Source organism: Luteimonas gilva (assembly GCF_005239095.1).
Classification (GTDB): Bacteria; Pseudomonadota; Gammaproteobacteria; order Xanthomonadales; family Xanthomonadaceae; genus Luteimonas_C; species Luteimonas_C gilva.
On record NZ_SZUA01000001.1, the window covers coordinates 309,050 to 331,017 of the forward strand.

A 21,968-nucleotide genomic window follows, 5' to 3' on the forward strand; every position below is an offset into this window, starting at 1 on the left:
CGATTCTAGTCACGCTTCGTGTCGCGGACGTTGTGCAGCGCGGCGAGAGAGAGGGCCGGCGTTCGCGGCAAACGGGAAGGATCGTAACGTTCGCGCATGGAGCCGAGCAGCGCGGCCGGCGTCGCCGCGTCCGAGGGCAACGGTTCTTGGCCCAGAGCCCGCCAGGCGGCATGCAGGGCGGGCAGGGGATCGGCCGGGTCGACCGGCAGCGCTGCCGTCGATTTGGACAGCTTGCGGCCGTCCTCGCCCAGCACCAGCGGCAGGTGGGCGTAGCGCGGTATCGGCAAGCCGAGCGCGCGTTGCAGCAGGATCTGGCGCGGGGTGGAATCGAGCAGGTCGGCGCCGCGCACCACGTCGGTGATGCCTTGCGCCGCATCGTCGACGACCACGGCCAGTTGGTAGGCCCATAACCCGTCGGCGCGGCGCAGGACGAAATCGCCGACGTCGGCGGCGACGTTCTGCGCGAACGGGCCTTGGATCGCGTCGTCGAATTCCAAGACGGTGCCGTCGGGAACTCGGAAACGGATCGCGGGATCGGGCCGGGTTCGCGCGGCGATGCAGGTGCGATGGATGCCGCCGTCGTCGGCCAGATCGTTGCGGCTGCAATGGCAGACGAAGGCGTCGCCGCTGGCCAGCAAACGGTCGAGCGCGGCTTGGTACAGCGCGCCGCGTTCGCTCTGGTGGACGATCGTCTCGTCGGATTCCAAACCGAAAGCGCGCAACGCGGCCAGCTGCCGTTCAGCCGCGCCGGGCACTTCGCGCGGCGGATCCAGGTCTTCCACACGCACCAGCCAAACGCCGCCGGCCTGCCGCGCCATCAGCCAGCTGCCCAATGCGGCGAGCAGCGAGCCGAAATGCAGCGGTCCGGTGGGCGAGGGCGCGAAGCGGCCCCGGTAGGTCGACGAGTTCTGCGGCACGGCGGCTTCAGATGGGCGAAGACTTGAATTTAACCGGCCGCAGCCACAATTTCGATTGGCGCGCGTTTTCCCCGACGTGCATGACGGAAATACCGACGATGTTCAAACGTATCGCTTTGTTCCTCGCCACCAATCTAGCGGTGCTGGCCCTGCTCAGCATCGTGATGTCGATCCTGGGCGTCAACGCCGGCAGCGGCGCGGGCCTGCTGATCATGGCCGCCGTGTTCGGCTTCGGCGGCTCGCTGATCTCGCTGCTGATGTCCAAGTTCGTCGCCAAGCGCGCCACCGGCGCCTACGTGATCGAGCAGCCGCGCAACGAAGCCGAGCGCTGGCTGGTCGAGACCGTGCAGCGCCAAGCCGCGGCGGCCGGCATCGGCATGCCGGAAGTCGCCATCTACGACGCGCCTGAAATCAACGCGTTCGCCACCGGCGCCAACCGCAACAACGCTTTGGTCGCGGTGTCGACCGGCTTGCTGCGCAATCTGGACCGCGACGAAGCGGAAGCCGTGCTCGGCCACGAAGTCAGCCACGTCGCCAACGGCGACATGGTGACGATGGCCTTGCTGCAGGGCGTGCTGAACACTTTCGTGATCGTGCTGGCCCGCGTCGTCGGCCGCATCATCGACGGCTACCTGAGCGGCGGCCGCAGCAGCGGCGGCGGCATCGGCTATTTCGTCACGGTGTTCGTGCTGGACATGGTGTTCGGCCTGTTCGCGAGCATGATCGCGATGTGGTTCTCGCGCCGCCGCGAATTCCGCGCCGACGCCGGCGGCGCCGCGCTGGCCGGCCGCGGCAAGATGATCGCCGCGCTGGAAAAGCTGTCGCTGAACCACGGCGAGAACACGTTGCCCAAACAGGTAGCGGCGTTCGGCATCAGCGGCGCCATCGGCCACGGCTTGCGCAAGCTGCTGCTGAGCCACCCGCCGCTGGAGGAACGCATCGCGGCGTTGCGCAGCGCGCCGGAAGAATCGCTCAGGGCCGGATTGGCGGCCTGATCGAAAAAGCCCGCCGAAAGGCGGGCTTTTTTTACACAGGCTTGGTTACTCGAACTCGTAATTCATCTCGGGCCCGGCCATCGCCAGGAAATGGCCCTGCACGTAATCCACGCCGCCGGAGAACAGGAAGGTCATGCTGGCCGCGTCCTGCACGAATTCGGCGACGGTCTTGATGTCGCGGTCGCGGGCGGTGTCGGCGATCTCGCGGATGCGGCTCTGCTGTTCGGGGCTCTTGGACAGGTCGAGCATGAAAGCGCGGTCGATCTTGACGAAAGCAGGGCTGAAGTGGGACAGCAGCTGCATCGAATTCAATCCGGAGCCGAACTGCTCCAAGCCCACCCGCACACCGAGCCGCTTCGCGCCTTCCAGGAAATCCTGAGCGGGCTTCAAGTGGGTGAACACTTTCGACTCGGGCAATTGCAGGATCAGCTGGGCGCCGTCGACCTTCTGCGCGGCCAGCTCGTCCGCAATCAGCTTCAGCATGCCGTCGCCGTCCAGCGAAGCCTGGGTGATCTTGACCAGCAGTTGCACGGGCTTGCCGCTGCGGGCGCGTTCGCCGATGGTGCGGATGGCATGTTTGACCACCCAGCGGTCGATCTCGCCGATCAGCCCGTTCTCTTCGGCGATGGGCAGGAAGGTCTGCGGGAACACCAGCTCGCCGTCGCCGCCGTCCAAGCGCAGATAGGCTTCGTACATGGCGCCCGGTTCGCCCTGCAGGCTGATCACCGGCTGGTAGTGCAGGATGAAGCTGTCGTTCGCCAGCGCCGCGCGGATGCGCGCCAGCCAGGCTTCGATGCGTTCCTCTTCGGCACGGTCGAGCGCGCCCGGATCGAAGATTTCGGCGCGGTTGCCGCCGACCCCGACCGAGGATTGCAGGCCTTGATTCGCGCGCGCCAGCACCTGCGGCAGGCTGGCGATGCGTTCGCTGATCTGCACGCCGCCGATGCTCGCGGTTACGCTCAGCGAACGCGCGCCGATATCGACCACGGCGTCGGCCAAGCCGGCGCGGATCGTTTCCGCCAGGCGCGCGGTGTGGGCATGGTCGCTGCCGCGCGAGAGCACGGCGAAATTGTGTTCGCCGAAGCGCGCGGCCTCGTCGTTGGGGCCGAGCAGCGGACGCAGCCGCTCCGCGATTCCCGCGATCAAGGCGTCGCCGGCATCCAGACCGAGTTCCTGCAGCAACTGCTGATGGTGATCGGGTTCGACCAGCAGCAGGCCATGGTTGGCGCCGCTCTGCGCGGCCTCGGCCACCGCCGATTCCAGCGACAGCAGGAAGGTCTGGCGATTGAGCAGACCGGTGACCTGGTCCCGGCGGCGCAGTTCTTCCACTTCGCGCGCCAAGGCCGGGTCGGCTTCCTGGCGGCGGAAGACGATCTGCTGGCAGGGTTCGTCCTCGTAGGTGGCCGCGGTGAATTCCATCACTGCCGGGAAAACATTACCGTCGATGCCGCGCGCTTCCAGTTCGTAGCGCGGCGGCGGCGCTTCGCCCTTGCTCAAACCTTTCAACAATTGCTTGAACTTCTCGACGTGGGCCGGCGCGACGAGGTCGAGCAGCGACATGCCTTCAATGTCCTCGAAGGATTCGAAGCCGAACATCTCCAGGTAGGCGTCGTTCGCGCGGATATGCATGCCTTCGTGCACGTAGGCGATCGGGTCGCGCGAGGAGGCGATCAGCGCATCGCAACGGCGTTCGGTCTCGCGTACCTGGGCTTCGAGGCGGCGCAGGCCGCGGCGGGCTTCCAGGTCGATGTATTCGCTTTGCACCACGTGGCGGATCTGGTCGATCTGCCCGCGCAGCGCGATCTTGCGCGCGCCCAGCGCGATCGCTTCCAGCACAGTCTTCTCGTCGACCTGGTCCAGCACCAGGATCATCGGCAGGTCCTTGCCGCTGGCGTCGATGATGGCCATGGCTTCGGTGGCGCTGACCTGGCGGGCCGACTTGGCGGCCAGGACCAGATCCAGCGGCTGCGAACCGACCATCGCGGCGAGCTGCTGGGCGTTTTCGGGTCGCGACGGACGTACCGCCAGGCCGCCGTTGCGTAAGCCGCTGACGATGGCTTCGGCGTCTTCGACGCTGTCGTCCACCACCAGCAAACGCACGGTCGTTTCCCTGCCGATCTGCATCCGCCTAGTCCCCCTGCCGGTCTCGCCAGAAGTCAAAATACATCAAACCCTCTCTGCAATACATTGATGCGGTGGGGAAAATAACCGGTCACAGCGCACGTTTGGCGGTGTCGCCGGCCACTTCCCGCACCAGTTTCGGGACCAGATAGCCTGGCAGAGCCGCTACCAAGGCCGCGTGCAGGGCGCGGGCGCGTTCGTCCGGCACCTCGAAATGGGCCGCGCCTTGCACCCGGTCCAGCTGGTGCAAGTAGTAAGGCAGGACGCCGGCCGCATAGCCTCGTTCGCTCAAGGCGGCGAGGGCTTCGACGCTGTCGTTCACGCCGCGCAGCAGCACGGCCTGGTTGAGCAGGGCGGCGCCGGCGGCGCGCAGGTCGGCCATCGCGGCATCGACGGCGGCATCGAATTCGTTGGCGTGGTTGGCGTGGACGACCACGGCCACTGGCCAGGGCAGGCCGCGCAGCCAGGCGAGCAGGCCCGGGTCGACGCGCTCGGGCAGCACGATCGGCAGGCGGGTGTGGATGCGCAATCGGCGCAGATGCGGGATGGCGGCCAAGGCCCGGGTCAGTTCTTCCAGCTTGGACGTGGCCAGGGACAGCGGGTCGCCGCCGGACAGGATGACCTCGTCGATGCCGGGGTCGGCCGCGATCGCGTCCACGGCCGCCCCCCAGCCGTCGCGCGCCGCGGTTTCCTCGGCGTACGGGAAATGGCGGCGGAAGCAGTAGCGGCAATGCACGGCGCAGCTGCCGGTGGCGATCAGCAGGGCGCGGCCGCGGTATTTGCGGATCACGCCTTCGCCGGCGCGAGCGGCGGCATCGCCCACCGCATCCAAGGCGAAGCCGGGCACCCGCAAATCTTCGTCCCCGATCGGCAATACCTGGCGCAGCAACGGATCGTGCGGATCGCCGCGCCGCATCCGGGCCACGAACCCGCGCGGCACGCGCAGCGGGAATTGCGCCGCGGCGGCGTCCGCAAGCGCCAGGTCCGAGGCGCGCAAATCCAGCAGGGACAGCAATTCGCGCGGGTCGCGCACGGCGTCGCGCCAGAGTTGCTGCCAGCGCGGGGCGGCCTCGCGCTGCAAGGAAAGGGGGGCTGCGGGTATCATTCGCGTCTTGGATTCATCGCCACAGGCCGCCAGCGGCGGCTCGGGCCAGCCTCCATTCTATCCGCCGCGCCCCGGCTGCGGCGGATTCCCCGGCTTATCCGCAATATTTTCCGCAGGAGTTCCAGATGGCCACTTACGGCATGAACGACGTCAAGAACGGGATGAAGATCCTGGTCAACAACGAGCCGTGCATCATCACCGACACCGAATACGTCAAGCCGGGCAAGGGCCAGGCCTTCACCCGGGTGAAGTACCGCAACATCAAGTCCGGCCGCGTGGTCGAACTGACCATGAAGGCCACCGATTCGCTGGAAGCCGCCGATGTGGTCGATACCGACATGCAGTTCCTGTACGCCGACGGCGAGTACTGGCATTTCATGAACCACGAGACCTTCGAGCAGGTGCAGGCCGACAAGGCCGGCATCGGCGACGCTTCCAAGTGGCTGAAGGGCGAAGAGGATTGCGTGGTGACGCTGTGGAACGGCGTGCCGATCGCGGTGCAGCCGCCGAACTTCGTCGAGCTGAAGATCACCGAAACCGATCCGGGCGTGCGCGGCGACACTTCCGGCGGCGGCGGCAAGCCGGCGACGCTGGAGACTGGCGCCGTGGTGCGCGTGCCCCTGTTCGTCGGCCAGGACGAAATCATCAAGGTCGACACGCGCAGCGGCGAGTATGTTTCGCGCGTGAAGTGATCTGCTTTAGCCCTCTCCTGCGAAGCGGGAGAGGGTTGGGTGAGGGCGCGCGGATTCGCATGGTCGCGTCGTCACTTTCTGGTGCGAAAGTCACTGGATTTCCGCCTTCGCGGGAATGACGGCCAAAAGAAAACGCATGACCGAAACCCAAGCGCGCCAATCCTGCGACCTGTTGATCGAAGCCGGCTACGTCGTTCCGGTCGAACCGCATGCGGTCGTCCTGGAAAACCATGCGGTCGCCGTGAAGGACGGGGTCATCGTCGCGATCCTGCCGACGAACGAAGCCCGCGCTCGTTTCGAAGCGAAAGAAACGGTGTCGCGTCCGGAAGCGGCGCTGATCCCGGGCCTGGTCAACGCCCATGCCCATAACCCGATGACCTTGCTGCGCGGCGTCGCCGACGACCTGCCGCTGAAAGTGTGGCTGCAGGAACATATCTGGCCGGTGGAAGGCGCGGTGATCGGGCCGGATTTCGTCGCCGACGGCGTGACCCTGGCGATCGCCGAGATGCTGCGCGGCGGCACCACCTGCGTCAACGAGAACTACTTCTTCCCCGACGTGCAGGCCGCCACGTACAAGAAACACGGCTTTCGCGCCCGGGTCGGCCTGCCGGTGATCGATTTCCCCACCGCCTGGGCCAAGTCCGACGACGAATACTTCGACCGCGCCGGCGAAGTGCACGACCAATGGCGCCACGATGCGCTGATCGCCACCGCGTTCGCGCCGCACGCGCCGTACACCGTGTCCGACGAGAATTTCGAACGGGTCCGCATGCTCGCCGACCAGCTCGACGTGCCCGTGCATCTGCATTTGCACGAAACCGCGCAGGAAGTCGCGCAGTCGCAGGAAAAGCACGGTCAGCGCCCGTTCGCGCGGATGGACCGGCTGGGTTTGGTCAACGACCGCTTAATTGCCGTGCACATGACCCAGCTGACGCCGGCCGAAATCGCGCTGTGCGCCGAACGCGGCGTGTCGGTGGTGCATTGCCCGGAGTCCAACCTCAAGCTCGCGTCCGGTTTCTGCCCGGCCTGCGCCTTGCAGCGCGCCGGCGTGAATCTGGCGATCGGCACCGACGGCGCGGCCAGCAACAACGACCTGGACATGTTCGGGGAAACCCGCACCGCGGCGATCCTGGCCAAGGCGGTGGCCGACGATGCGGCCGGTTTCGATGCGTTCAGCGCCTTGCGCGCCGCGACGCTGGGCGGCGCCAAAGCGATGGGGTTCGATCATTTGATCGGATCGATCGAAGACGGCAAGCAAGCCGATCTGGTTTGCGTGGATTTGTCGGCGTTGGAAACCCAGCCGCTGCATCATGCGGTGTCGCAATTGATTTACGCGACCGGCCGGCATCAGGTGAGCGATGTGTGGATCGCCGGCAAGCCCAAATTGCGCGGTCGCGAGCTGGTCGGCATGGATGTCGCCGGCATCGTCGCCAACGCGAGGCAGTGGCGGGATCGGATCGCGGCCGTCGGGCGGTGACTTGTGGGAGCGGCTTCAGCCGAGAGCTTTTCCCTGCAGGTCGCTGCGGTCCGAAGAAAAGAGCTCGCGGCTGAAGCCGCTCCCACAGAGACGAGTCGATGAGCAACGCAGCCAAAGAAAACTTCAGCCAAGCCGAACTCGACAAATTCGGCGCGCTGGCCAATCGCTGGTGGGATCCGCAAGGCCCGCAGAAAGCGCTGCATGCCTTGAATCCGGCGCGTCTGGGCTACGTCGCCGAGCGCACGCCGCTGCGCGGCGCCGCGGTGCTCGACGTCGGCTGCGGCGGCGGCCTGCTGAGCGAGGCGTTGGCGGGGGAGGGCGCGCGCGTGACGGCGATCGATCTGGCGCCGGAACTGATCAAGATCGCCAAACTGCACCGCCTGGAATCCGGAGTCGAAGTCGATTACCGGTTGAGCGCGGTCGAAGCGCTCGCCGACGAGCAGCCGGGGAGTTTCGACGCGATCACCTGCATGGAGATGCTCGAGCATGTGCCCGATCCGGCCTCGGTGCTGTCGGCTTGCGCCGCGTTGCTGAAGCCGGGCGGCCGCCTGTTCGTCTCCACGCTCAACCGCACCCCGGCCGCGTTCGCTTTGGCGATCGTCGGCGCCGAATACGTGGCCCGCGTATTGCCGAAAGGGACGCACCAGTACCGCGATTTCATCAAGCCTTCCGAACTGGCGTCCTGGCTGCGCGAGGCAGGCCTGGATTTGGAGGACGTCAGCGGCCTGATGTACGAGCCTTGGCGCAACGCCGCGCGGGTGATCCGGCGCACGGACGTCAACTACCTGGCTTGCGCGCGCAAGCCGGAGAAGCGCGAATGAGCGCCCCTGCCCCTCTTTTTCAAAGGGGGAAAAACCGCCGATGAGCCTCGCGAAATTCCCGCAACTGGTGCTTTTCGACCTGGACGGCACGCTGCTCGACAGCGCTCCGGACATGCTGGCGACCGTCAACACGCTGCGCGCCGAACGCGGCGAGCCGGACATGCGCCTGGACGAGCTGCGTCCGCACGTGTCGAAAGGCTCGCGCGCGATGATCGCCGCCGCGTTCCCGCAGCTCGATCAGGCGCAGCGCGAAGAAATGGTGCCGATTTTCCTGTCGCGCTACGAAAACGAGTTGGCCAAGCACGGCCCGCCTTTCGATGGCGTCGAGGCCTTACTGGGCGCGATCGAAGCCGACGGCGGGCGTTGGGGCATCGTCACCAACAAACCCGAATACCTGGCCAGGTTGCTGCTGCCGCTGCTCGGCTGGCAGACGCGTTGCGCGGTGCTGATCGGCGGCGACAGCCTGCCGCAACGCAAGCCGCATCCTCTGCCGCTGCTGCACGCCGCGCAATCGCTGTACGTGGCGCCGGAAGATTGCGTCTACGTCGGCGACGACGAGCGCGACATCCTCGCCGCGCGCGCCGCCGGCATGCCTTCGGTGGTCGCGCTGTGGGGCTATCGCTTGCCGGAAGACGCGCCGGAACGCTGGGGCGGCGATGTCATGGTCGGATCGCCGCGCGATCTGCTCGACCCGGCGGCATGGCCCGCGTAACGATGACCGATCCCGCCGCCCTCGACAGCTTCATCGCCAAATGGCGCGCGCGCTGGCCGGAATGGACGGTGGCGGAAACGTTCGTGTCCGTGTCGCAGCGCGAGATCGCCGCGGCCTGGTTCGCGCTGCTGCAAGAGCTGACCGATGCGGCCTGGGGCGGCGAAGACCCGACGCCAGGCATCGCCAAACTCGCCTGGTGGCAGGAAGAACTGCGCGGATGGTCGCGCGGCTTGCGCCGTCATCCCCTGGGCATCGCGTTGCAACGCCAAGCCGCGCCCTGGCCGACGCTAGAAGCGGCGCTGCCGGCGCTGCGCACCAGCCGCGCCCCGCCGGCGGACGCGAAATCGGCGTTGGCGGGGTTGCGCGCCTTCGCCGCCGCCGCGGGAGCGGTGGAGCAATCGCTGTTCTCTTCTTCGGACGGCGCCGACGCGATCGCCGCCTGCTTGCTGGCCGGCCATCCGCATTGGCCCGCCGAAACGGGCCATCGCGAGGATTTGATCGCGCGTTGGCCGCCCGTACAGGGCTCGCGGCCGCGCCGGATCGCCGCCGCGCTGGCCCGCGCGAGGTTGCGCAAGGGCGCGCCCTTGCCGCTCTGGCGCGCGTTGTGGCTGGCCTGGCGCGCCGCCCGGCACTGAGCGTTGCGCGAGCGTGCCCTTGCGGGCCGGTACAATGCCCGCATTGACGTAGCTCCGCCCCCGCTGGAATCCGCCGTGTCTTCCTCCGTGAATCCCTCGCGACTGCCCGATGTCGCCGACGATGCCGCCGCACTGGCCCGCCCGCTGGACTGGGTCGGCATGGACCGCATCGCGCTGCCGCTGCGCGTGCACGGCACGGACGGCGAAGTCGTGCAGGTCGCCGCGTCGGTCGACGCCGCCGTGGACCTGCAGCGGGCCGGCGCGCGCGGCATCCATATGTCGCGCCTGTATCTGCGTTTGCAGGAAGCTTTCGCGGGCGAAGCGCTCACGCCGGCCGGGCTGCGCCGGGTGCTGCAGGACATGGTCGAATCGCAACGCGGCTTGTCCGGCGCCGCGCGCCTGACGATCCGCTACGACCATCTGCTCAAGCGCCAGGCTTTGGCCAGCGATCATGCCGGTTGGAAGAACTATCCGGTGCGCATCGAAGCTTCTTTGCGCGACGGCCATCTGAAGTTGGCGCTCGCGTTCTCCGCCGAATATTCCAGCACTTGTCCGGCTTCCGCGGCGCTGTCGCGGCAGCTCAACGCCGAGCGTTTCGCCACGGATTTCGCCGATGCGCGGCCGCTGTCGCCCGGGGTGGTCGGAGAGTGGCTGGCGTCCGAGCGCGGCCTGGCGGCGACGCCGCATGCGCAGCGCAGCCGCGCCGACGCCGTCGTGGAATTGCGTGCTTCGTTCGACGAGCTGCCGTTCGCGGCGCTGATCGATGCGGTGGAAGCGGCGCTGGGCACGCCGGTGCAGACCGCGGTCAAGCGCGAGGACGAACAGGCTTTCGCCAAACTCAACGCCGAGAACCTGATGTTCTGCGAAGACGCCGCGCGCCGCGTCGCCGCCGCGCTGGCCGGCGATGCGCGGGTCGAGCGTTACGACGTGACCGTGTCGCACTTCGAGAGCTTGCACGCGCACGATGCGGTGGCGCGGGTGTCGGGTTCGCGTTCGTAATAAGCGATGCGCTCGTCGTTGCGACGCCAACCGCTCTTGTAGAGTCGAGCTTGCTCGACTGCTTTTCGGTCGGATCGCCGCTAAGTCCCAAAGAGCAGTCGAGCAAGCTCGACTCTACGAAAAGCAGGCCGCACGGACGGAAAGTTACTTCCCGCTCCGTTCCAGCACCAGCAGCGGATCGATCCGCACCTCGAACCAATTCATGCCCCAATGCAGGTGCGGTCCGGTGACGCGCCCGGTGGCGCCGACCGCGGCCACGACCTGGCCTTGTTCGACGCGGTCGCCGACCTTCACTTCGATCCGCGACAAGTGCAGGAAATTCGAACTCACGCCGTGGCCGTGGTCGATCAGCAGCGTGCCGCCGGTCAAGTACAGATCGGGTGCGGCGAAGGTGACGATGCCGCCTGCCGGCGCCTTCACCGGCGTGCCGGTCGGCGCGGCGATGTCCATGCCCGAATGCGGCGTTTTGGGCGTGCCGTTGTAGACCCGCTGGTTGCCGAAGCGGCCGCTGATCCGCCCCTGCACCGGCCACGCGAAGGCTTGCGCGAAATCGGCGCGGTCGTCGTCGCGTCGCCGTGCCGCGACCACCAGGGCTTGTTCGCGCTCGATCCGCGCCGCGATGTCGGGCGGCGGGTTGACGGTCTTCGGCGGCACGCCGACGATGTTTTCGATCGGCCAGTCGCGCGGCACGATCTTGATGTTGCCGGATTCGCGCGCGCCGTCGGGCCAGACGATGTCCACGCGCGCCACGCCGGTCTGGTCGCGACCGATCCCCAAAACGAACAGGCCGTCGGCGGACAACCGCAATCGCCGTCCGGCTATCGTGACGGTGTTTCCGGGCTCGGTGCGGCCGACGACCAACGCGCCTTGGCTGGCGGCGGCGGGCAGGTCGGTGATGCGGTCGGAAGCCTGCGAAGCCGAGCCCGCGCACGCCGCGAGCGCGAGCAGGGCGCAGCCCGCGATGGAAGGCCTCACCGATCGAATTCCAAGCGCTTGCCGTTCGGCGTGCCGACCAGCATGCGTCCGTCCCACGCCAGTTGACCGTTGACCCAGGTCGAAGCGATGCGGGTGTGGAAAGTGGCGCCTTCGAACGGCGACCAGCCGCATTTGGACAGCACGTCTTCGCGGCGCACCGTGAAAGGCTCGTCGGCGACCATCACCAGGTCGGCCCAATAGCCTTCGCGCAGGAACCCGCGTTCCTTCACGTCGAATAGCTGCGCCGGCGCGTGCGCGAATTTGCGCACCATCTGCGCGGTCGTCAGCGAACCTTCGCGCACGCATTCCAGCGCGGCGTTCAGCGCGTACTGCACCAGCGGCAGGCCGCTCGGCGCGGACGTGTAGGGGCGGGCTTTCTCTTCCAGCGTGTGCGGCGCGTGGTCGGTGGCCAGTACGTCGATGGTGTCGTCTGCCAGCGCGCGCAGCAGCGCTTCGCGGTCGCTGGCGTCCTTGATCGCCGGGTTGCATTTGATCAGATGGCCCAGACGGGCGTAATCGGCGCGGTCGAAGCGCAGGAAATGCACGCAGGTTTCGGCGGTGATGCGCTTGCGCGTGCCGTCGGCGCGGATCAGCGGGCCGCGTTCGAACAGCGCCAGTTCGTCGGCGGTGGAGATGTGCAGCACGTGCAGGCGGGTGCCGTGCTTCTTGGCCAGCGAAATCGCCAACAGGGTCGACTTCATGCAAGCCTCGCGGCTGCGGATGTCGGGATGGCATTCGGCGGGGATGTCGTCGCCGTATTTGGCCTTGTAGCGGGCCAATTCGGCGTCGATCATCGGCGTGTCTTCGCAGTGGGTGATGATCGGCGTCGGCGCTTCGCGGAAGATGCCGTCCAGCGTTTCGGGATTGTCGACCAGCATGTTGCCGGTGGACGCGCCCATGAACACTTTGATGCCGGGCGCGGTGAGCGGATCCAGCACGCGGATCGCTTCCAAATTGTCGTTGCTCGCGCCCAGGTAGAAACCGTGATTGCCCCAAGCCCGGCCCGCGGCGCGCCGGTATTTGTCTTCCAGCGCGGCGGCGTCGAGCGTCGGCGGATTGGTGTTGGGCATATCCATGAAGCTGGTCAGCCCGCCGGCGACCGCGGCCGCGGATTCGGTGGCGATGTCGGCCTTGTATTCCAGCCCCGGTTCGCGGAAGTGGACCTGGTCGTCGATCATGCCCGGCAACACGCGGCGGCCGGCGGCGTCGACGATGGCGTCGCCTTCGCGCGGGCTGAGGCCGCTGCCGATTTCGGCGATGCGGCCCTTTTCGATGCGCAGATCGCCCTCGAATTCGCGGTCTTCGTTGACCAGGCGGGCGTTGACGATCAGGGTCGAGGGCATGTGAAGGTTTCCGGAAAGTGATCGTGGTTCAAGCCGGCGGCACCGGATCGTGCCCGCCGGGGTGAAGAGGGTGGCAGCGGCCGATCCTGCGCAGCGCCAGCCAGCCGCCTTTGACCGCGCCGAAGCGGCCGATCGCCTGCATCGCGTATTCCGAGCAAGTGGGCACGAACCGGCAGCGCGGGCCCAGCAGCGGGCTCAACCAGCGTTTGTAGAGGCGCAAACAGGCGATGAGGAGCTTATCGACCAAGGTACCTGAACATGGTGTCGCGGCTCGCGGAGATGCGTGGTTGCCGCTGTAAGCCCAGTAGGCTATAACAGCGCGCTTTCCCGCCTCAAGGGAAGAGGAACATCAGCTCGTGGCAGTAAAGAAACCAGCGAAGAAGACCGCCAAGGCCGCCGCCAAGAAGATCAGCAAGCCGGCCGCCAAGAAGCCGACCGCGAAGAAGCCCGCTCCCGCCAAGCCCGCAGCGAAGAAAGCCCCGGCCAAGAAGCCCGCCGCGAAGCCGGCGCCGAAGAAGGCGGCTCCTGCGAAGAAAGCCGTCGCCAAGCCCGCGCCGAAGAAAGCGGTGCCCGTGAAGAAGCCCGCGCCCAAGCCCGTCGCGAAGAAGGCGGCTCCGGCCAAGACCGTGGCCAGCAAGCCGGCGGTCGCCAAGAAACCCGAACCCAAGCCGGTTGTCGCCAACAAGCCCGCAGCGGCTCCGCAGGCCGCGTCCGAGTCCGCAGCGGTCAAGAAGCCGGCCGCCAAGCCCGCGGCGCCCGCCGCGCCGGCGGCGAAGCCGGTGGCCGTTCGGCCCGCGGCTGCGCGACCCGTCGGCAAGGTCGCCGTGGCCGTGGTCGCCAAGCCGCAGGCCCCCGCGCCGCGCGGCAAGATCAAAGTGGTGCCGTACAAGACCGACGAAGCCACCGGCCGCCCGATCCTGCCCGCCGGCTACAAGCCCGGCCCGGACGAGGAGTACATGAGCGCGCTGCAGCTCGAGTATTTCCGCCAGCGCCTGCTCGGCTGGCGCGCGGATCTGGTCGAAGAATCCAAGCAGACCATCGAGAACCTCAAGGACGAAGTGCGCGACGTCGGCGACGAAGCCGAGCGCGCCACCCGCGAAACCGAGAACTCGCTGGAACTGCGCACCCGCGACCGCTATCGCAAGCTGATCGGCAAGATCGACAGCACGCTCAAGCGCCTGGAAGCCGGCGATTACGGCTTCTGCGTCGATACCGGCGAGGAAATCGGATTGGAACGCCTGGAAGCGCGCCTCACCGCCGAGCGCACGATCGATGCGCAAGAGCGTTGGGAGCATCTGCAGAAGCAGATGGGCGACTGACGCTGCGCCGCGCCGAAACGAAAAACCCCGCCTGGCGCGGGGTTTTTTATGCCGGTTTCACGGCCGTCGGCCGCGGATCGGGGCAAGATGCCGCCGACATCCCGAGGAGGTCGCCGTGCCGGACGCCCACGAAGATTTCATGCGCGAAGCGGTCGCGATCGCCCGCGCCAACATCGCCGACGGCGGCCGCCCGTTCGGCGCGGTGATCGTGCGCGACGGGCGAGTCGTCGCGCGCGCCGCCAACCGCATCCACGACAGCCACGATCCGACCGCGCACGCGGAACTGCTCGCGATCCGGGAAGCCAGCCGCATCCTGTGCAGCCCGCGCTTGGACGGCTGCACGATCTACGCCAGCGGCCATCCTTGTCCGATGTGCCTGGCGGCGATGCACTTGTGCGGCGTGACGGCGGCGCATTACGCCTTATTCCAACGAAGACGGCGAGCCTTACGGCCTGTCCACGGCGGCCGTGTACGCGCAAATGGCGCTGCCGCCCGCGGCGCAGTCGATCGCCGTGGCGCAAGCGCGGCCGCAAGGAGAGGACGGCTTGTACGCGGAATGGGCCGCCCAGTGCGGCTGACCTCTCGTTTGTAGAGTCGAGCCTGCTCGACTGCTTTTTGTATCGCAGGCGAGTGGGGGAAGAGCAGTCGAGCAGGCTCGACTCTACGCCCCGTCCGCTTCGAACCCGACCTTGCGATGCGAACCGTCGCAATACGGTTTGTTCTTCGAATGCCCGCAGCGGCAGAACCAGGTCTCGGTGACGCGGTCGAGCGTGTGGCCGGTGCCGCTGACCACTTCGAGATTGCCGGTGACCTTCAACGGACCGTTCTTCTGCGGCTCGACGGCCAGCACGCCGTCGCGCGCCTGCAACGGCTCGGATTTTTTCGGCGCCGGCTCGCCGGTGGCGTGAAACCCGCCTTCGAGATGGCTGTTGTCGCAAAACGGCTTGTTCTTCGACAGCCCGCAGCGGCATAGCGTCGCGCGGAAGCCTTCGTCCTTGCCGGCGATGCGCAGCGGCGCGTTGAAAGCCAGCGGGCCGTGTTCGCGCAAGCGCACCGTGTTGACGACCGGCGCCGGTTCTTCCGCTCCGCCGTCGAGGCGTTCGTACTGGATCGCGCCGGAAGGGCAGGAACGTGCGATCCAGGCCACTTCCTCGGCCGATACCGCATCCGGATGGATCCATTCTCCTTCCACGTTCGGCACGAACACGTCCGGATGGCCTAGCACGCAGTGCCGCGAATGGATGCAGCGCTGCCCATCGAAAAGGATGACGACTTGCTTGCCGCGGACGGTCTCGGTGCCCATGGCGAACCTCGGCGGGTGGACGCGGGCAGTGTACGCCCGGAAATCTTTTGTGGGAGCGGCTTCAGCCGCGAGCTCTTTCCCGCAGGTCGTCGCGACCGGATGCAAATAGCTCGCGGCTGAAGCCGCTCCCACAAGTTATAGATCGCGAAGATCGAGCTTGCGCAGCTTCGGCGCCAGCTTCGCCGTGGCCGCGACCACGCCCAAAGTCATGCAGCCGCCGAAAATCACCGACGGCACCAAGCCCAGCAAGCGCGCGGCGAGGCCCGACTCGAACGCGCCCAACTCGTTCGACGAGCCGATGAAGATGCCGTTGATCGACGATACCCGTCCGCGCAAATGGTCCGGCGTGGACAATTGCAGGATGGTGGAACGCAGCACCACCGACACGCCGTCGCACATGCCCGAGGCCATCAGGAACAGGGCCGACAGCCACAACTGCCGCGACAGTGCGAAACCGATGATGCACAGGCCGAAGCCGGCGACCGCGTACAGCAACAGGCGCCCCGCGTTGCGCTGCGGCGGATGCCGAGCCAGCCACAGGCCCATCAGCACCGCGCCCGCGGCTGGCGCCGCGCGCAGGATGCCCAACGCTTCCGGCCCGTAATGCAGGATGTCGTGGATGAAGGCCGGCAGCATCGCTACCGCGCCGCCGAACAGCACCGAGAACATGTCCAGCGCCTGCGCGCCGAGCACGATCTGGTGGTTGAAGACGAAACGCAGGCCTTCGCCGATGCTCTTGAACACCGGCGCGCGATCGGCGGGCAGGGCGGGCTCGGTCGCGCGCAGGTTCGCGATGGCGATGGCCGCCGCGGCCGCGAATGCGGCGGCGACGAGATAGGCGAAGGTCAGGCCCTGCCAGGCGATCAAGCCGCCGCCGAGCGCAGGGCCGAACACCAGTCCGGTTTGCATCACCACGCTGCCCACGCCGGCGCCGCGGGCGAAATCCTCGCGCTTGAGCACGCGCGCGAACAGCGATTGGTACACCGGGCCGAGGAAGGCGCGGACCACGCCGTTGATCGCGATCGCGGCGTAGATGGTGAGCGTGCCGAACGCGGGCAGCTTGCCGCTGGCTACGCCGGCCAGCATCAGCGTGGTCAGCAGCAGGCCCAAGCAGGCGAACATGCCGAGCTTGCGCCGCGGCAAGTGATCGACCGCATAGCCGGCGAACAGCGCGAAGCAGAAATAGGGAATGACTTCGGTCAGGCCGATCAAGCCCAGCGACAGCGCGTCGCGGGTGATCTGGTAGAGCTGCCAGCCGACCGTGACCGCGACGATCTGGTAGGACAGCATCGCCAGCAGCCGGTACACCAGCAGGCCGGCGAAGCCTCGATTGCGAAGCAGTGCGGCCGCTCCTCCGGCGGCCGCGCTCACGAGGCGCGCTGCGCCGTGTCGCGGATGAAGGCCAACAGCGCGGCCAGGCCGTTGCTGCGGGTCGGCGACAAGTGCTTGGCCAGGCCGATCGCGGAGATGTAGTTCGGATCGGTGGCGAGGATCTCGGCCGCCGAGCGGCCCGAGTAGACGCGCAGCGCCAGATAGATCAGGCCGGAGACGATGGCCGAATCGCTGACCGCGGCGAAATCCAGCCGCGAAGCGTCGCCCGAGGGCACGATCCAGACCATCGATTGGCAGCCGTGCAAGCGGTGCTCCTCGCTCTTCCACTCGTCCGGGAACGACGGCAGCTTGCGGCCGAGATCGATCAGATATTGGTAGCGCTCGGACCAGTCGCCGAAAAACGAGAATTCGTCGGCGATGGCGCTTTGCGCTTCCGCTGCGGTCGGTTCGAGGGGGAAGGCGGGGGTATCCACGTGCTTTTCCGCTTTTTAGCCGTCATCCCCGCGGAGGCGGGAACCCAGCGACTGGCTCTGCCTGCAATTATAAACGCACGTCCCCGGCGTGAGCTGTTGCTTTCCCCCTTTGAAAAAGGGGACGCAGGGGGATTTGCTCTTCGATCAGGCCGCGAAGCAAATCCCCCTCAATCCCCCTTTTTCAAAGGGGGAGGAACAGCAACAGCCTCAGGCCCGCTTCCACCGCACGCCCTGCGGCGTGTCCTCGAGCAGGATCCCTTCCGAAGCCAACTGATCGCGGATCGCATCCGAACGGGCGAAATCGCGATTCTTCTTCGCCGCGTTGCGTTCGTCGATCAGCGCCTGGATCCGCGCATCGTCGTCGCTAGAAGCGCCGCGGGCGAACCAGGCGGCCGGATCCTGCTGCAGCAAGCCCAGCGCCAGGCCCGCGCCCAGCAGCCGCGCCTTCAGTCGCGATTGCTCCGGTCCCTCGGTCGCCTTGCGCGCTTCGGCCGCGATCGCCGCGATTTCGGCCAGCGCCTGCGGCGTGTTGAGATCGTCGTCGAGCGCGGCTTCGATGCTGTCGGGAATCGCGGCCGAGGCTTCGACGTCCGCCAAATCGCGCAATGTGCCGTACAACCGGTCCAGCGTCCGCACCGATTGCTCGATCAGCGCGTCCGACCATTCCAAGGGTTGCCGGTAATGCGCCGACAGCAGCGCATAGCGCAGCGCTTCGGGCGGGTGCTTGCGGACCAGGTCGTGGATCTTCTCGATATTGCCCAGCGACTTCGACATCTTCGTGCCGCCGAAATTGAGCATGCCGTTGTGCAGCCAATAGCGGGCGAAGACCTTGCCGCCGTGCGCGCACTGGCTTTGCGCGATCTCGTTCTCGTGGTGCGGGAACTGCAGGTCGACGCCGCCGGCGTGGATGTCGATGGTCTCGCCCAGATGCGCTTCGGCCATCGCCGAGCATTCGATGTGCCAGCCCGGGCGGCCGCGGCCCCAGGGCGAATCCCAGCCGGGCAAATCGTCCGTGGACGGCTTCCACAGCACGAAATCGCCGGGATTGCGCTTGTAAGGCGCCACTTCGACGCGCGCGCCGGCCAGCATGTCTTCGGGATCGCGGCGCGACAGCCTGCCGTAATCGGCGAAGGATTCGACCGCGAACAGCACGTGGTTCTCGGCGGCGTAGGCATGGCCGGAAGCGATCAAGCGCTCGATCATCGCGACGATCTGCGGGATGTGCCGCGTGGCTTCCGGCTCGATGTCCGGCGGGGCGATGCCCAGCGCCGCCATGTCTTCGCGGTAGGCCGCGGCGAAACGGTCGGTGATCGCCGCGATCGGCACGCCCTGTTCGCGCGCGGCCGCGTTGATCTTGTCGTCCACGTCGGTGATGTTGCGGGCGTAGCGCAGGCCGCCGTAACGCCGGCGCAACAGTGCGGCGAGCACGCCGAACACCACGTAGGGCCGGGCATTGCCGATGTGGACGTAGTTGTAGACGGTGGGCCCGCAGACGTACATGGTCGGGCGGGCCGGGTCCTGGGGCTCGAACGGTTCCAGCCGGCGGGTAAGGGTGTTGTAGAGGTGCAGGCTCATCGAGGTCTTAGCCGACGGAGTCCTGGGATTCTAGCGGCCGGGCCGAGGTCGCGACAGCGGCGATTCAGTCCTGCGGTAGTATCCGGGCCTAGACTTATCGGCCATTCCCAACATCAAGCCGCTCCAAGCCGTGCTCGCCAGCGTGCTCCGACTACCGCTGCTACCGTCGATGGCGTTCGCGCTGCTGGCCTTGTGCGTGCCCGGTGCGGCCGCCGCGCAGGATGGCGACGTCACGATCGTCCAGATCGAGAACGTGCGCATCGACTACGCCCGCGTGCTGCGGGTGGAACCGGTCTACCAAACCTTGCGCGCCACGCGCATGGAGCACAACTGCGACCCGCCGCAGAAGGAAAAGGGCTTGTCCCGCGTGCTCGGCACGGTCAAGGATGCGTTGACCCCGGGCAAGTCCGAAAAACAGGCGCAAGCCGATCAGGACTGCCGCCTGGTGCCGATCGAACGCGAGTTCAAACGCCCCATCGCCTACGACGTGGACTACGTCTACAAGGGTTCGAAGTACCGCTCCCGGCTGCCGCGCGATCCCGGCAGCCGCCTGCGCATCCGCGTTTCCGTGACGCCGTACCTGGTCAACGCGCCCGGCGCGGCCGAGCGCTGAGCCCGCTGCGCTTGCGGGGTAGGGCCCGGCATGCGACCATGCCGCCCGGATGAAGACCCGACTCGCCGACTCGTACGCAAGCGCCGCCCGGATGGCCTCGGGCATGACCTCGCGCGCGCGCCGACCGGAAACCCAACCGCCAGCTGGGTAGCCGGAACTCGCCGTCATCCGAGTTTCACAGGACGAACCCAGCCTTAGCGCTGGGTTTCTTGTTTTTGGCCCGCATCGAAGCCGCAGGAAAACGATGAAGCACTTCTTGAATACCCAGGATTGGAGCCGCGCCGATCTCGACGCGCTGCTCACCCAGGCGTCGCTGTTCAAGCGCAACAAGCTCGGCGACGAGCTGAAGGGCAAGAGCATCGCGCTGGTGTTCTTCAATCCTTCATTGCGCACCCGCACCAGCTTCGAATTGGGCGCGTTCCAGCTCGGCGGTCATGCCGTGGTGCTGGCGCCCGGCAAGGACGCTTGGCCGATCGAGTTCGATCTGGGCACGGTGATGGACGGCGACACCGAGGAGCACATCGCCGAAGTGGCGAAGGTGCTCAGCCGCTACGTCGATCTGATCGGCGTGCGCGCTTTCCCGAAGTTCGTCGACTGGTCGCTCGACCGCCAGGACAAGGTGCTGCGCGGTTTCGCCGAGCACGCCACGGTGCCGGTGATCAACATGGAGACCATCACCCATCCCTGCCAGGAGCTGGCGCATGCGCTGGCGTTGCAGGAGCATTTCGGCACGTCCGACCTGCGCGGAAAGAAGTACGTGCTGACCTGGACCTATCATCCCAAAGCGCTCAATACGGCGGTCGCCAATTCCGCGCTGACCATCGCCACCCGCTTGGGGATGGACGTGACTTTGCTGTGCCCGACGCCGGAATACGTGCTGGACGAGCGCTACATGGGCTGGGCGAAGCAGAACGTCGCCGAAAGCGGCGGTTCGCTGGCGATCAGCCACGACATCGACAGCGCCTACGCCGGCGCCGACGTCGTCTACGCCAAGAGCTGGGGCGCTTTGCCTTATTTCGGCAATTGGGAACCCGAGAAGCCGATCCGCGACCGGTTCAAGCACTTCATCGTCGACGAACGCAAGATGGCGCTGACCAACAACGGCGTGTTCTCGCATTGCTTGCCGCTGCGCCGCAACGTCAAGGCGACCGACGCGGTGATGGATTCGCCCAACTGCATCGCCATCGACGAGGCCGAGAACCGCCTGCACGTGCAGAAGGCGGTGATGGCGGCTTTGGTTTCGTAACGTATTCCGGATAACGACATGAGCAAGAAAGACATCGTCCTCGCCTTCTCCGGCGGCCTCGACACCAGCTTCTGCGTGCCCTATCTGCAGGAACGCGGCTGGAACGTGCACACCGTGTTCGCCGACACCGGCGGCGTGGACGCCGAGGAGCGCAAATTCATCGAGGACCGCGCCGCCGAATTGGGCGTGAGCAGCCACGTCACCGTCGACGGCGGCCCCGCGATCTGGGAAGGCTTCGTCAAGCCTTTCGTCTGGGCTGGCGAGGGCTATCAGGGCCAATATCCTCTGCTGGTGTCGGATCGCTACCTGATCGTCGACGCGGCCTTGGCTCGCGCCAACGACCTGGGCACGAATGCGATCGCCCACGGCTGCACCGGCATGGGCAACGACCAGGTCCGCTTCGATCTGGCGGTGAAGGCTTCCGGCGATTACCGGATCGTCGCGCCGATCCGCGAAATCCAGAAAGAACACACCCAGACCCGCGCTTACGAGCAGCAATACCTCGAGCAGCGCGGCTTCGGCGTGCGCGCCAAGCAGAAGGCCTACACCATCAACGAGAACCTGCTGGGCGTGACCATGTCCGGCGGCGAGATCGACCGCTGGGAAGCGCCGGGCGAAGGCGCGCGCGGCTGGTGCGCGCCGCGCTCGGAATGGCCGGAAGCGCCGCTGCGGGTCGCGCTGCGCTTCGTGCGGGGCGAGGCGGTCGCGCTCGACGGAGTCGAAATGCCGGGCGCGCGGCTGCTCGCCAAGTTGAACGCGCTGTTCGCGGCGTACGGCGTGGGCCGCGGCATGTACACCGGCGACACCACCATCGGCTTGAAAGGCCGCATCGTGTACGAAGCGCCTGGATTGGCCGCGTTGCTGGCCGCGCACCGCGCATTGGAAGAGGCGGTGCTGACCAAGCAACAGAACCGCTTCAAGCCGGAAGTGGCGCGCAAGTGGGTGGAACTGGTGTACGAGGGCTTTTATCACGATCCGCTCAAGACCGACTTGGAAACGTTCCTCGCTTCTTCGCAAACGACGGTCAACGGCGAAGTCGTGCTGGAAACCCGCGGCGGGCGCGTCGATGCGGTGGCGGTCGCTTCCCCGCATCTGCTGCATGCCAAGGGCGCGACCTATGCGCAGTCCGCGGACTGGGGCGTGGAGGAGGCCGAGGGCTTCATCAAGTTGTTCGGCATGAGCAGCACCTTGTGGGCGGAAATCAACAAATGAGGTTCCGGCTTTTCGTAGGAGCGGCTTTAGCCGCGAGATTTCTCGCTCCAATTCGCTGCGATGCCGCGATTTTGCAGGAAAGGGCTCGCGGCTAAAGCCGCTC

The 21,968-nt window shown here is 66.9% G+C and carries 22 protein-coding genes; 12 read left to right on the forward strand and 10 right to left on the reverse strand.

The features are described 5' to 3' along the window. Positions 1-5 precede the first annotated feature (5 nt). Positions 6-917, reverse strand: a complete 912-nt coding sequence (gene gluQRS / locus FCE95_RS01370) for a tRNA glutamyl-Q(34) synthetase GluQRS (protein WP_137265208.1) — start codon at positions 915-917, stop codon at positions 6-8. A 98-nt stretch (positions 918-1,015) separates the two neighbouring features. Here gluQRS and htpX point away from each other — a divergent pair, with 98 nt between their 5' ends. After that, positions 1,016-1,912: a protease HtpX gene (gene htpX, locus FCE95_RS01375; protein ID WP_137265209.1), complete on the forward strand. Its 897-nt coding sequence runs from the start codon at positions 1,016-1,018 to the stop codon at positions 1,910-1,912. Positions 1,913-1,957: 45 nt separating this feature from the next. Here htpX and FCE95_RS01380 read toward each other — a convergent pair whose 3' ends face one another. Both FCE95_RS01380 and epmB read right to left on the reverse strand, forming a co-directional pair. Then, entirely contained in the window at positions 1,958-4,036 is a 2,079-nt protein-coding gene (locus FCE95_RS01380; RefSeq protein WP_137265210.1) for an EAL domain-containing response regulator, read from the reverse strand. An 88-nt stretch (positions 4,037-4,124) separates the two neighbouring features. After that, a complete protein-coding gene (epmB, locus tag FCE95_RS01385) occupies positions 4,125-5,138 on the reverse strand; it encodes an EF-P beta-lysylation protein EpmB (RefSeq protein ID WP_137265211.1) in 1,014 nt (337 codons plus the stop codon). A 125-nt stretch (positions 5,139-5,263) separates the two neighbouring features. On the opposite strand from epmB, the gene efp reads away from it, so the two are divergent. The 6 genes from efp (at position 5,264) to folE2 (ending at position 10,474) form a co-directional block, all read left to right on the forward strand. Then, complete coding sequence (efp, locus tag FCE95_RS01390) at positions 5,264-5,830, forward strand: elongation factor P (RefSeq protein ID WP_137265212.1); 567 nt, start codon at positions 5,264-5,266, stop codon at positions 5,828-5,830. 136 nt (positions 5,831-5,966) lie between these two features. Then, a complete protein-coding gene (locus FCE95_RS01395; protein ID WP_137265213.1) occupies positions 5,967-7,307 on the forward strand; it encodes a TRZ/ATZ family hydrolase in 1,341 nt (446 codons plus the stop codon). 98 nt (positions 7,308-7,405) lie between these two features. Continuing rightward, positions 7,406-8,128 carry a bifunctional 2-polyprenyl-6-hydroxyphenol methylase/3-demethylubiquinol 3-O-methyltransferase UbiG gene (gene ubiG / locus FCE95_RS01400; protein ID WP_137265214.1) on the forward strand — a complete coding sequence of 241 codons (723 nt, stop codon included), beginning with the start codon at positions 7,406-7,408 and terminating at the stop codon, positions 8,126-8,128. 40 nt (positions 8,129-8,168) lie between these two features. Beyond that, on the forward strand, positions 8,169-8,840 hold the full coding sequence (locus tag FCE95_RS01405; RefSeq protein ID WP_137265215.1) for a phosphoglycolate phosphatase: 672 nt from the start codon (positions 8,169-8,171) through the stop codon (positions 8,838-8,840). Then, positions 8,828-9,475: an isoprenoid biosynthesis enzyme family protein gene (locus tag FCE95_RS01410; protein ID WP_223266733.1), complete on the forward strand. Its 648-nt coding sequence runs from the start codon at positions 8,828-8,830 to the stop codon at positions 9,473-9,475. Before FCE95_RS01405 ends, FCE95_RS01410 begins: the two co-directional genes overlap by 13 nt. A gap of 75 nt (positions 9,476-9,550) precedes the next feature. Beyond that, the gene (folE2, locus tag FCE95_RS01415) at positions 9,551-10,474 is read left to right on the forward strand and encodes a GTP cyclohydrolase FolE2 (protein WP_223266734.1); all 924 of its coding nucleotides are present in this window, start codon (positions 9,551-9,553) and stop codon (positions 10,472-10,474) included. Positions 10,475-10,618: 144 nt separating this feature from the next. On the opposite strand, the gene FCE95_RS01420 is transcribed toward folE2, so the two are convergent. Genes FCE95_RS01420 through yidD form a run of 3 tightly spaced genes read right to left on the reverse strand, consistent with a single transcriptional unit; the run spans position 10,619 to position 13,039 of the window. Beyond that, a complete protein-coding gene (locus tag FCE95_RS01420; RefSeq protein ID WP_137265216.1) occupies positions 10,619-11,449 on the reverse strand; it encodes a M23 family metallopeptidase in 831 nt (276 codons plus the stop codon). Beyond that, positions 11,446-12,792 (reverse strand): dihydroorotase, encoded by a 1,347-nt coding sequence (locus FCE95_RS01425; protein WP_137265217.1) that lies wholly within the window; start codon positions 12,790-12,792, stop codon positions 11,446-11,448. The genes FCE95_RS01420 and FCE95_RS01425 overlap by 4 nt, the downstream gene beginning before the upstream one ends. 28 nt (positions 12,793-12,820) lie before the next feature. After that, a complete protein-coding gene (yidD, locus tag FCE95_RS01430) occupies positions 12,821-13,039 on the reverse strand; it encodes a membrane protein insertion efficiency factor YidD (protein ID WP_223266735.1) in 219 nt (72 codons plus the stop codon). 64 nt (positions 13,040-13,103) lie between these two features. On the opposite strand from yidD, the gene dksA reads away from it, so the two are divergent. Next, a complete protein-coding gene (gene dksA / locus FCE95_RS01435) occupies positions 13,104-14,111 on the forward strand; it encodes an RNA polymerase-binding protein DksA (RefSeq protein ID WP_425481289.1) in 1,008 nt (335 codons plus the stop codon). Between the two features lie 115 nt (positions 14,112-14,226). Further along, positions 14,227-14,703, forward strand: a complete 477-nt coding sequence (locus FCE95_RS01440) for a nucleoside deaminase (RefSeq protein ID WP_223266736.1) — start codon at positions 14,227-14,229, stop codon at positions 14,701-14,703. Positions 14,704-14,772: 69 nt separating this feature from the next. On the opposite strand, the gene FCE95_RS01445 is transcribed toward FCE95_RS01440, so the two are convergent. The 4 genes from FCE95_RS01445 to cysS all read right to left on the reverse strand — a co-directional run bounded on the left by FCE95_RS01445 (position 14,773) and on the right by cysS (position 18,794). Next, positions 14,773-15,414 (reverse strand): CDGSH iron-sulfur domain-containing protein, encoded by a 642-nt coding sequence (locus FCE95_RS01445; RefSeq protein WP_137265220.1) that lies wholly within the window; start codon positions 15,412-15,414, stop codon positions 14,773-14,775. 135 nt (positions 15,415-15,549) lie between these two features. Then, positions 15,550-16,785: an MFS transporter gene (locus tag FCE95_RS01450; protein ID WP_137265221.1), complete on the reverse strand. Its 1,236-nt coding sequence runs from the start codon at positions 16,783-16,785 to the stop codon at positions 15,550-15,552. Beyond that, positions 16,782-17,219, reverse strand: a complete 438-nt coding sequence (locus FCE95_RS01455; protein ID WP_137265222.1) for a SufE family protein — start codon at positions 17,217-17,219, stop codon at positions 16,782-16,784. The genes FCE95_RS01450 and FCE95_RS01455 overlap by 4 nt, the downstream gene beginning before the upstream one ends. 207 nt (positions 17,220-17,426) lie before the next feature. Further along, entirely contained in the window at positions 17,427-18,794 is a 1,368-nt protein-coding gene (cysS, locus tag FCE95_RS01460; RefSeq protein WP_137265223.1) for a cysteine--tRNA ligase, read from the reverse strand. A 169-nt stretch (positions 18,795-18,963) separates the two neighbouring features. Between cysS and FCE95_RS01465 the strand changes: the two genes are divergently transcribed. The 3 genes from FCE95_RS01465 (at position 18,964) to FCE95_RS01475 (ending at position 21,865) form a co-directional block, all read left to right on the forward strand. Beyond that, positions 18,964-19,407, forward strand: coding sequence for a glycine zipper 2TM domain-containing protein (locus FCE95_RS01465; RefSeq protein WP_137265224.1), 444 nt, complete (start codon positions 18,964-18,966; stop codon positions 19,405-19,407). A 244-nt stretch (positions 19,408-19,651) separates the two neighbouring features. Continuing rightward, positions 19,652-20,653, forward strand: coding sequence for an N-acetylornithine carbamoyltransferase (locus tag FCE95_RS01470; protein WP_137265225.1), 1,002 nt, complete (start codon positions 19,652-19,654; stop codon positions 20,651-20,653). An 18-nt stretch (positions 20,654-20,671) separates the two neighbouring features. Then, positions 20,672-21,865: an argininosuccinate synthase gene (locus tag FCE95_RS01475; protein WP_137265226.1), complete on the forward strand. Its 1,194-nt coding sequence runs from the start codon at positions 20,672-20,674 to the stop codon at positions 21,863-21,865. Positions 21,866-21,968: the final 103 nt, after the last annotated feature.

What these genes read in the sequence shown, in the direction of transcription:
- htpX (WP_137265209.1), top strand. Translation starts at nt 1,016, where the DNA reads ATGTTCAAACGTATCGCTTTGTTCCTCGCCACCAATCTAGCGGTGCTG.
- FCE95_RS01380 (WP_137265210.1), bottom strand. Translation starts at nt 4,036, where the DNA reads ATGCAGATCGGCAGGGAAACGACCGTGCGTTTGCTGGTGGTGGACGAC.
- epmB (WP_137265211.1), bottom strand. Translation starts at nt 5,138, where the DNA reads ATGATACCCGCAGCCCCCCTTTCCTTGCAGCGCGAGGCCGCCCCGCGC.
- efp (WP_137265212.1), top strand. Translation starts at nt 5,264, where the DNA reads ATGGCCACTTACGGCATGAACGACGTCAAGAACGGGATGAAGATCCTG.
- FCE95_RS01395 (WP_137265213.1), top strand. Translation starts at nt 5,967, where the DNA reads ATGACCGAAACCCAAGCGCGCCAATCCTGCGACCTGTTGATCGAAGCC.
- ubiG (WP_137265214.1), top strand. Translation starts at nt 7,406, where the DNA reads ATGAGCAACGCAGCCAAAGAAAACTTCAGCCAAGCCGAACTCGACAAA.
- FCE95_RS01405 (WP_137265215.1), top strand. Translation starts at nt 8,169, where the DNA reads ATGAGCCTCGCGAAATTCCCGCAACTGGTGCTTTTCGACCTGGACGGC.
- FCE95_RS01410 (WP_223266733.1), top strand. Translation starts at nt 8,828, where the DNA reads ATGGCCCGCGTAACGATGACCGATCCCGCCGCCCTCGACAGCTTCATC.
- FCE95_RS01425 (WP_137265217.1), bottom strand. Translation starts at nt 12,792, where the DNA reads ATGCCCTCGACCCTGATCGTCAACGCCCGCCTGGTCAACGAAGACCGC.
- FCE95_RS01445 (WP_137265220.1), bottom strand. Translation starts at nt 15,414, where the DNA reads ATGGGCACCGAGACCGTCCGCGGCAAGCAAGTCGTCATCCTTTTCGAT.
- cysS (WP_137265223.1), bottom strand. Translation starts at nt 18,794, where the DNA reads ATGAGCCTGCACCTCTACAACACCCTTACCCGCCGGCTGGAACCGTTC.
- FCE95_RS01465 (WP_137265224.1), top strand. Translation starts at nt 18,964, where the DNA reads ATGGCGTTCGCGCTGCTGGCCTTGTGCGTGCCCGGTGCGGCCGCCGCG.
- FCE95_RS01470 (WP_137265225.1), top strand. Translation starts at nt 19,652, where the DNA reads ATGAAGCACTTCTTGAATACCCAGGATTGGAGCCGCGCCGATCTCGAC.
- FCE95_RS01475 (WP_137265226.1), top strand. Translation starts at nt 20,672, where the DNA reads ATGAGCAAGAAAGACATCGTCCTCGCCTTCTCCGGCGGCCTCGACACC.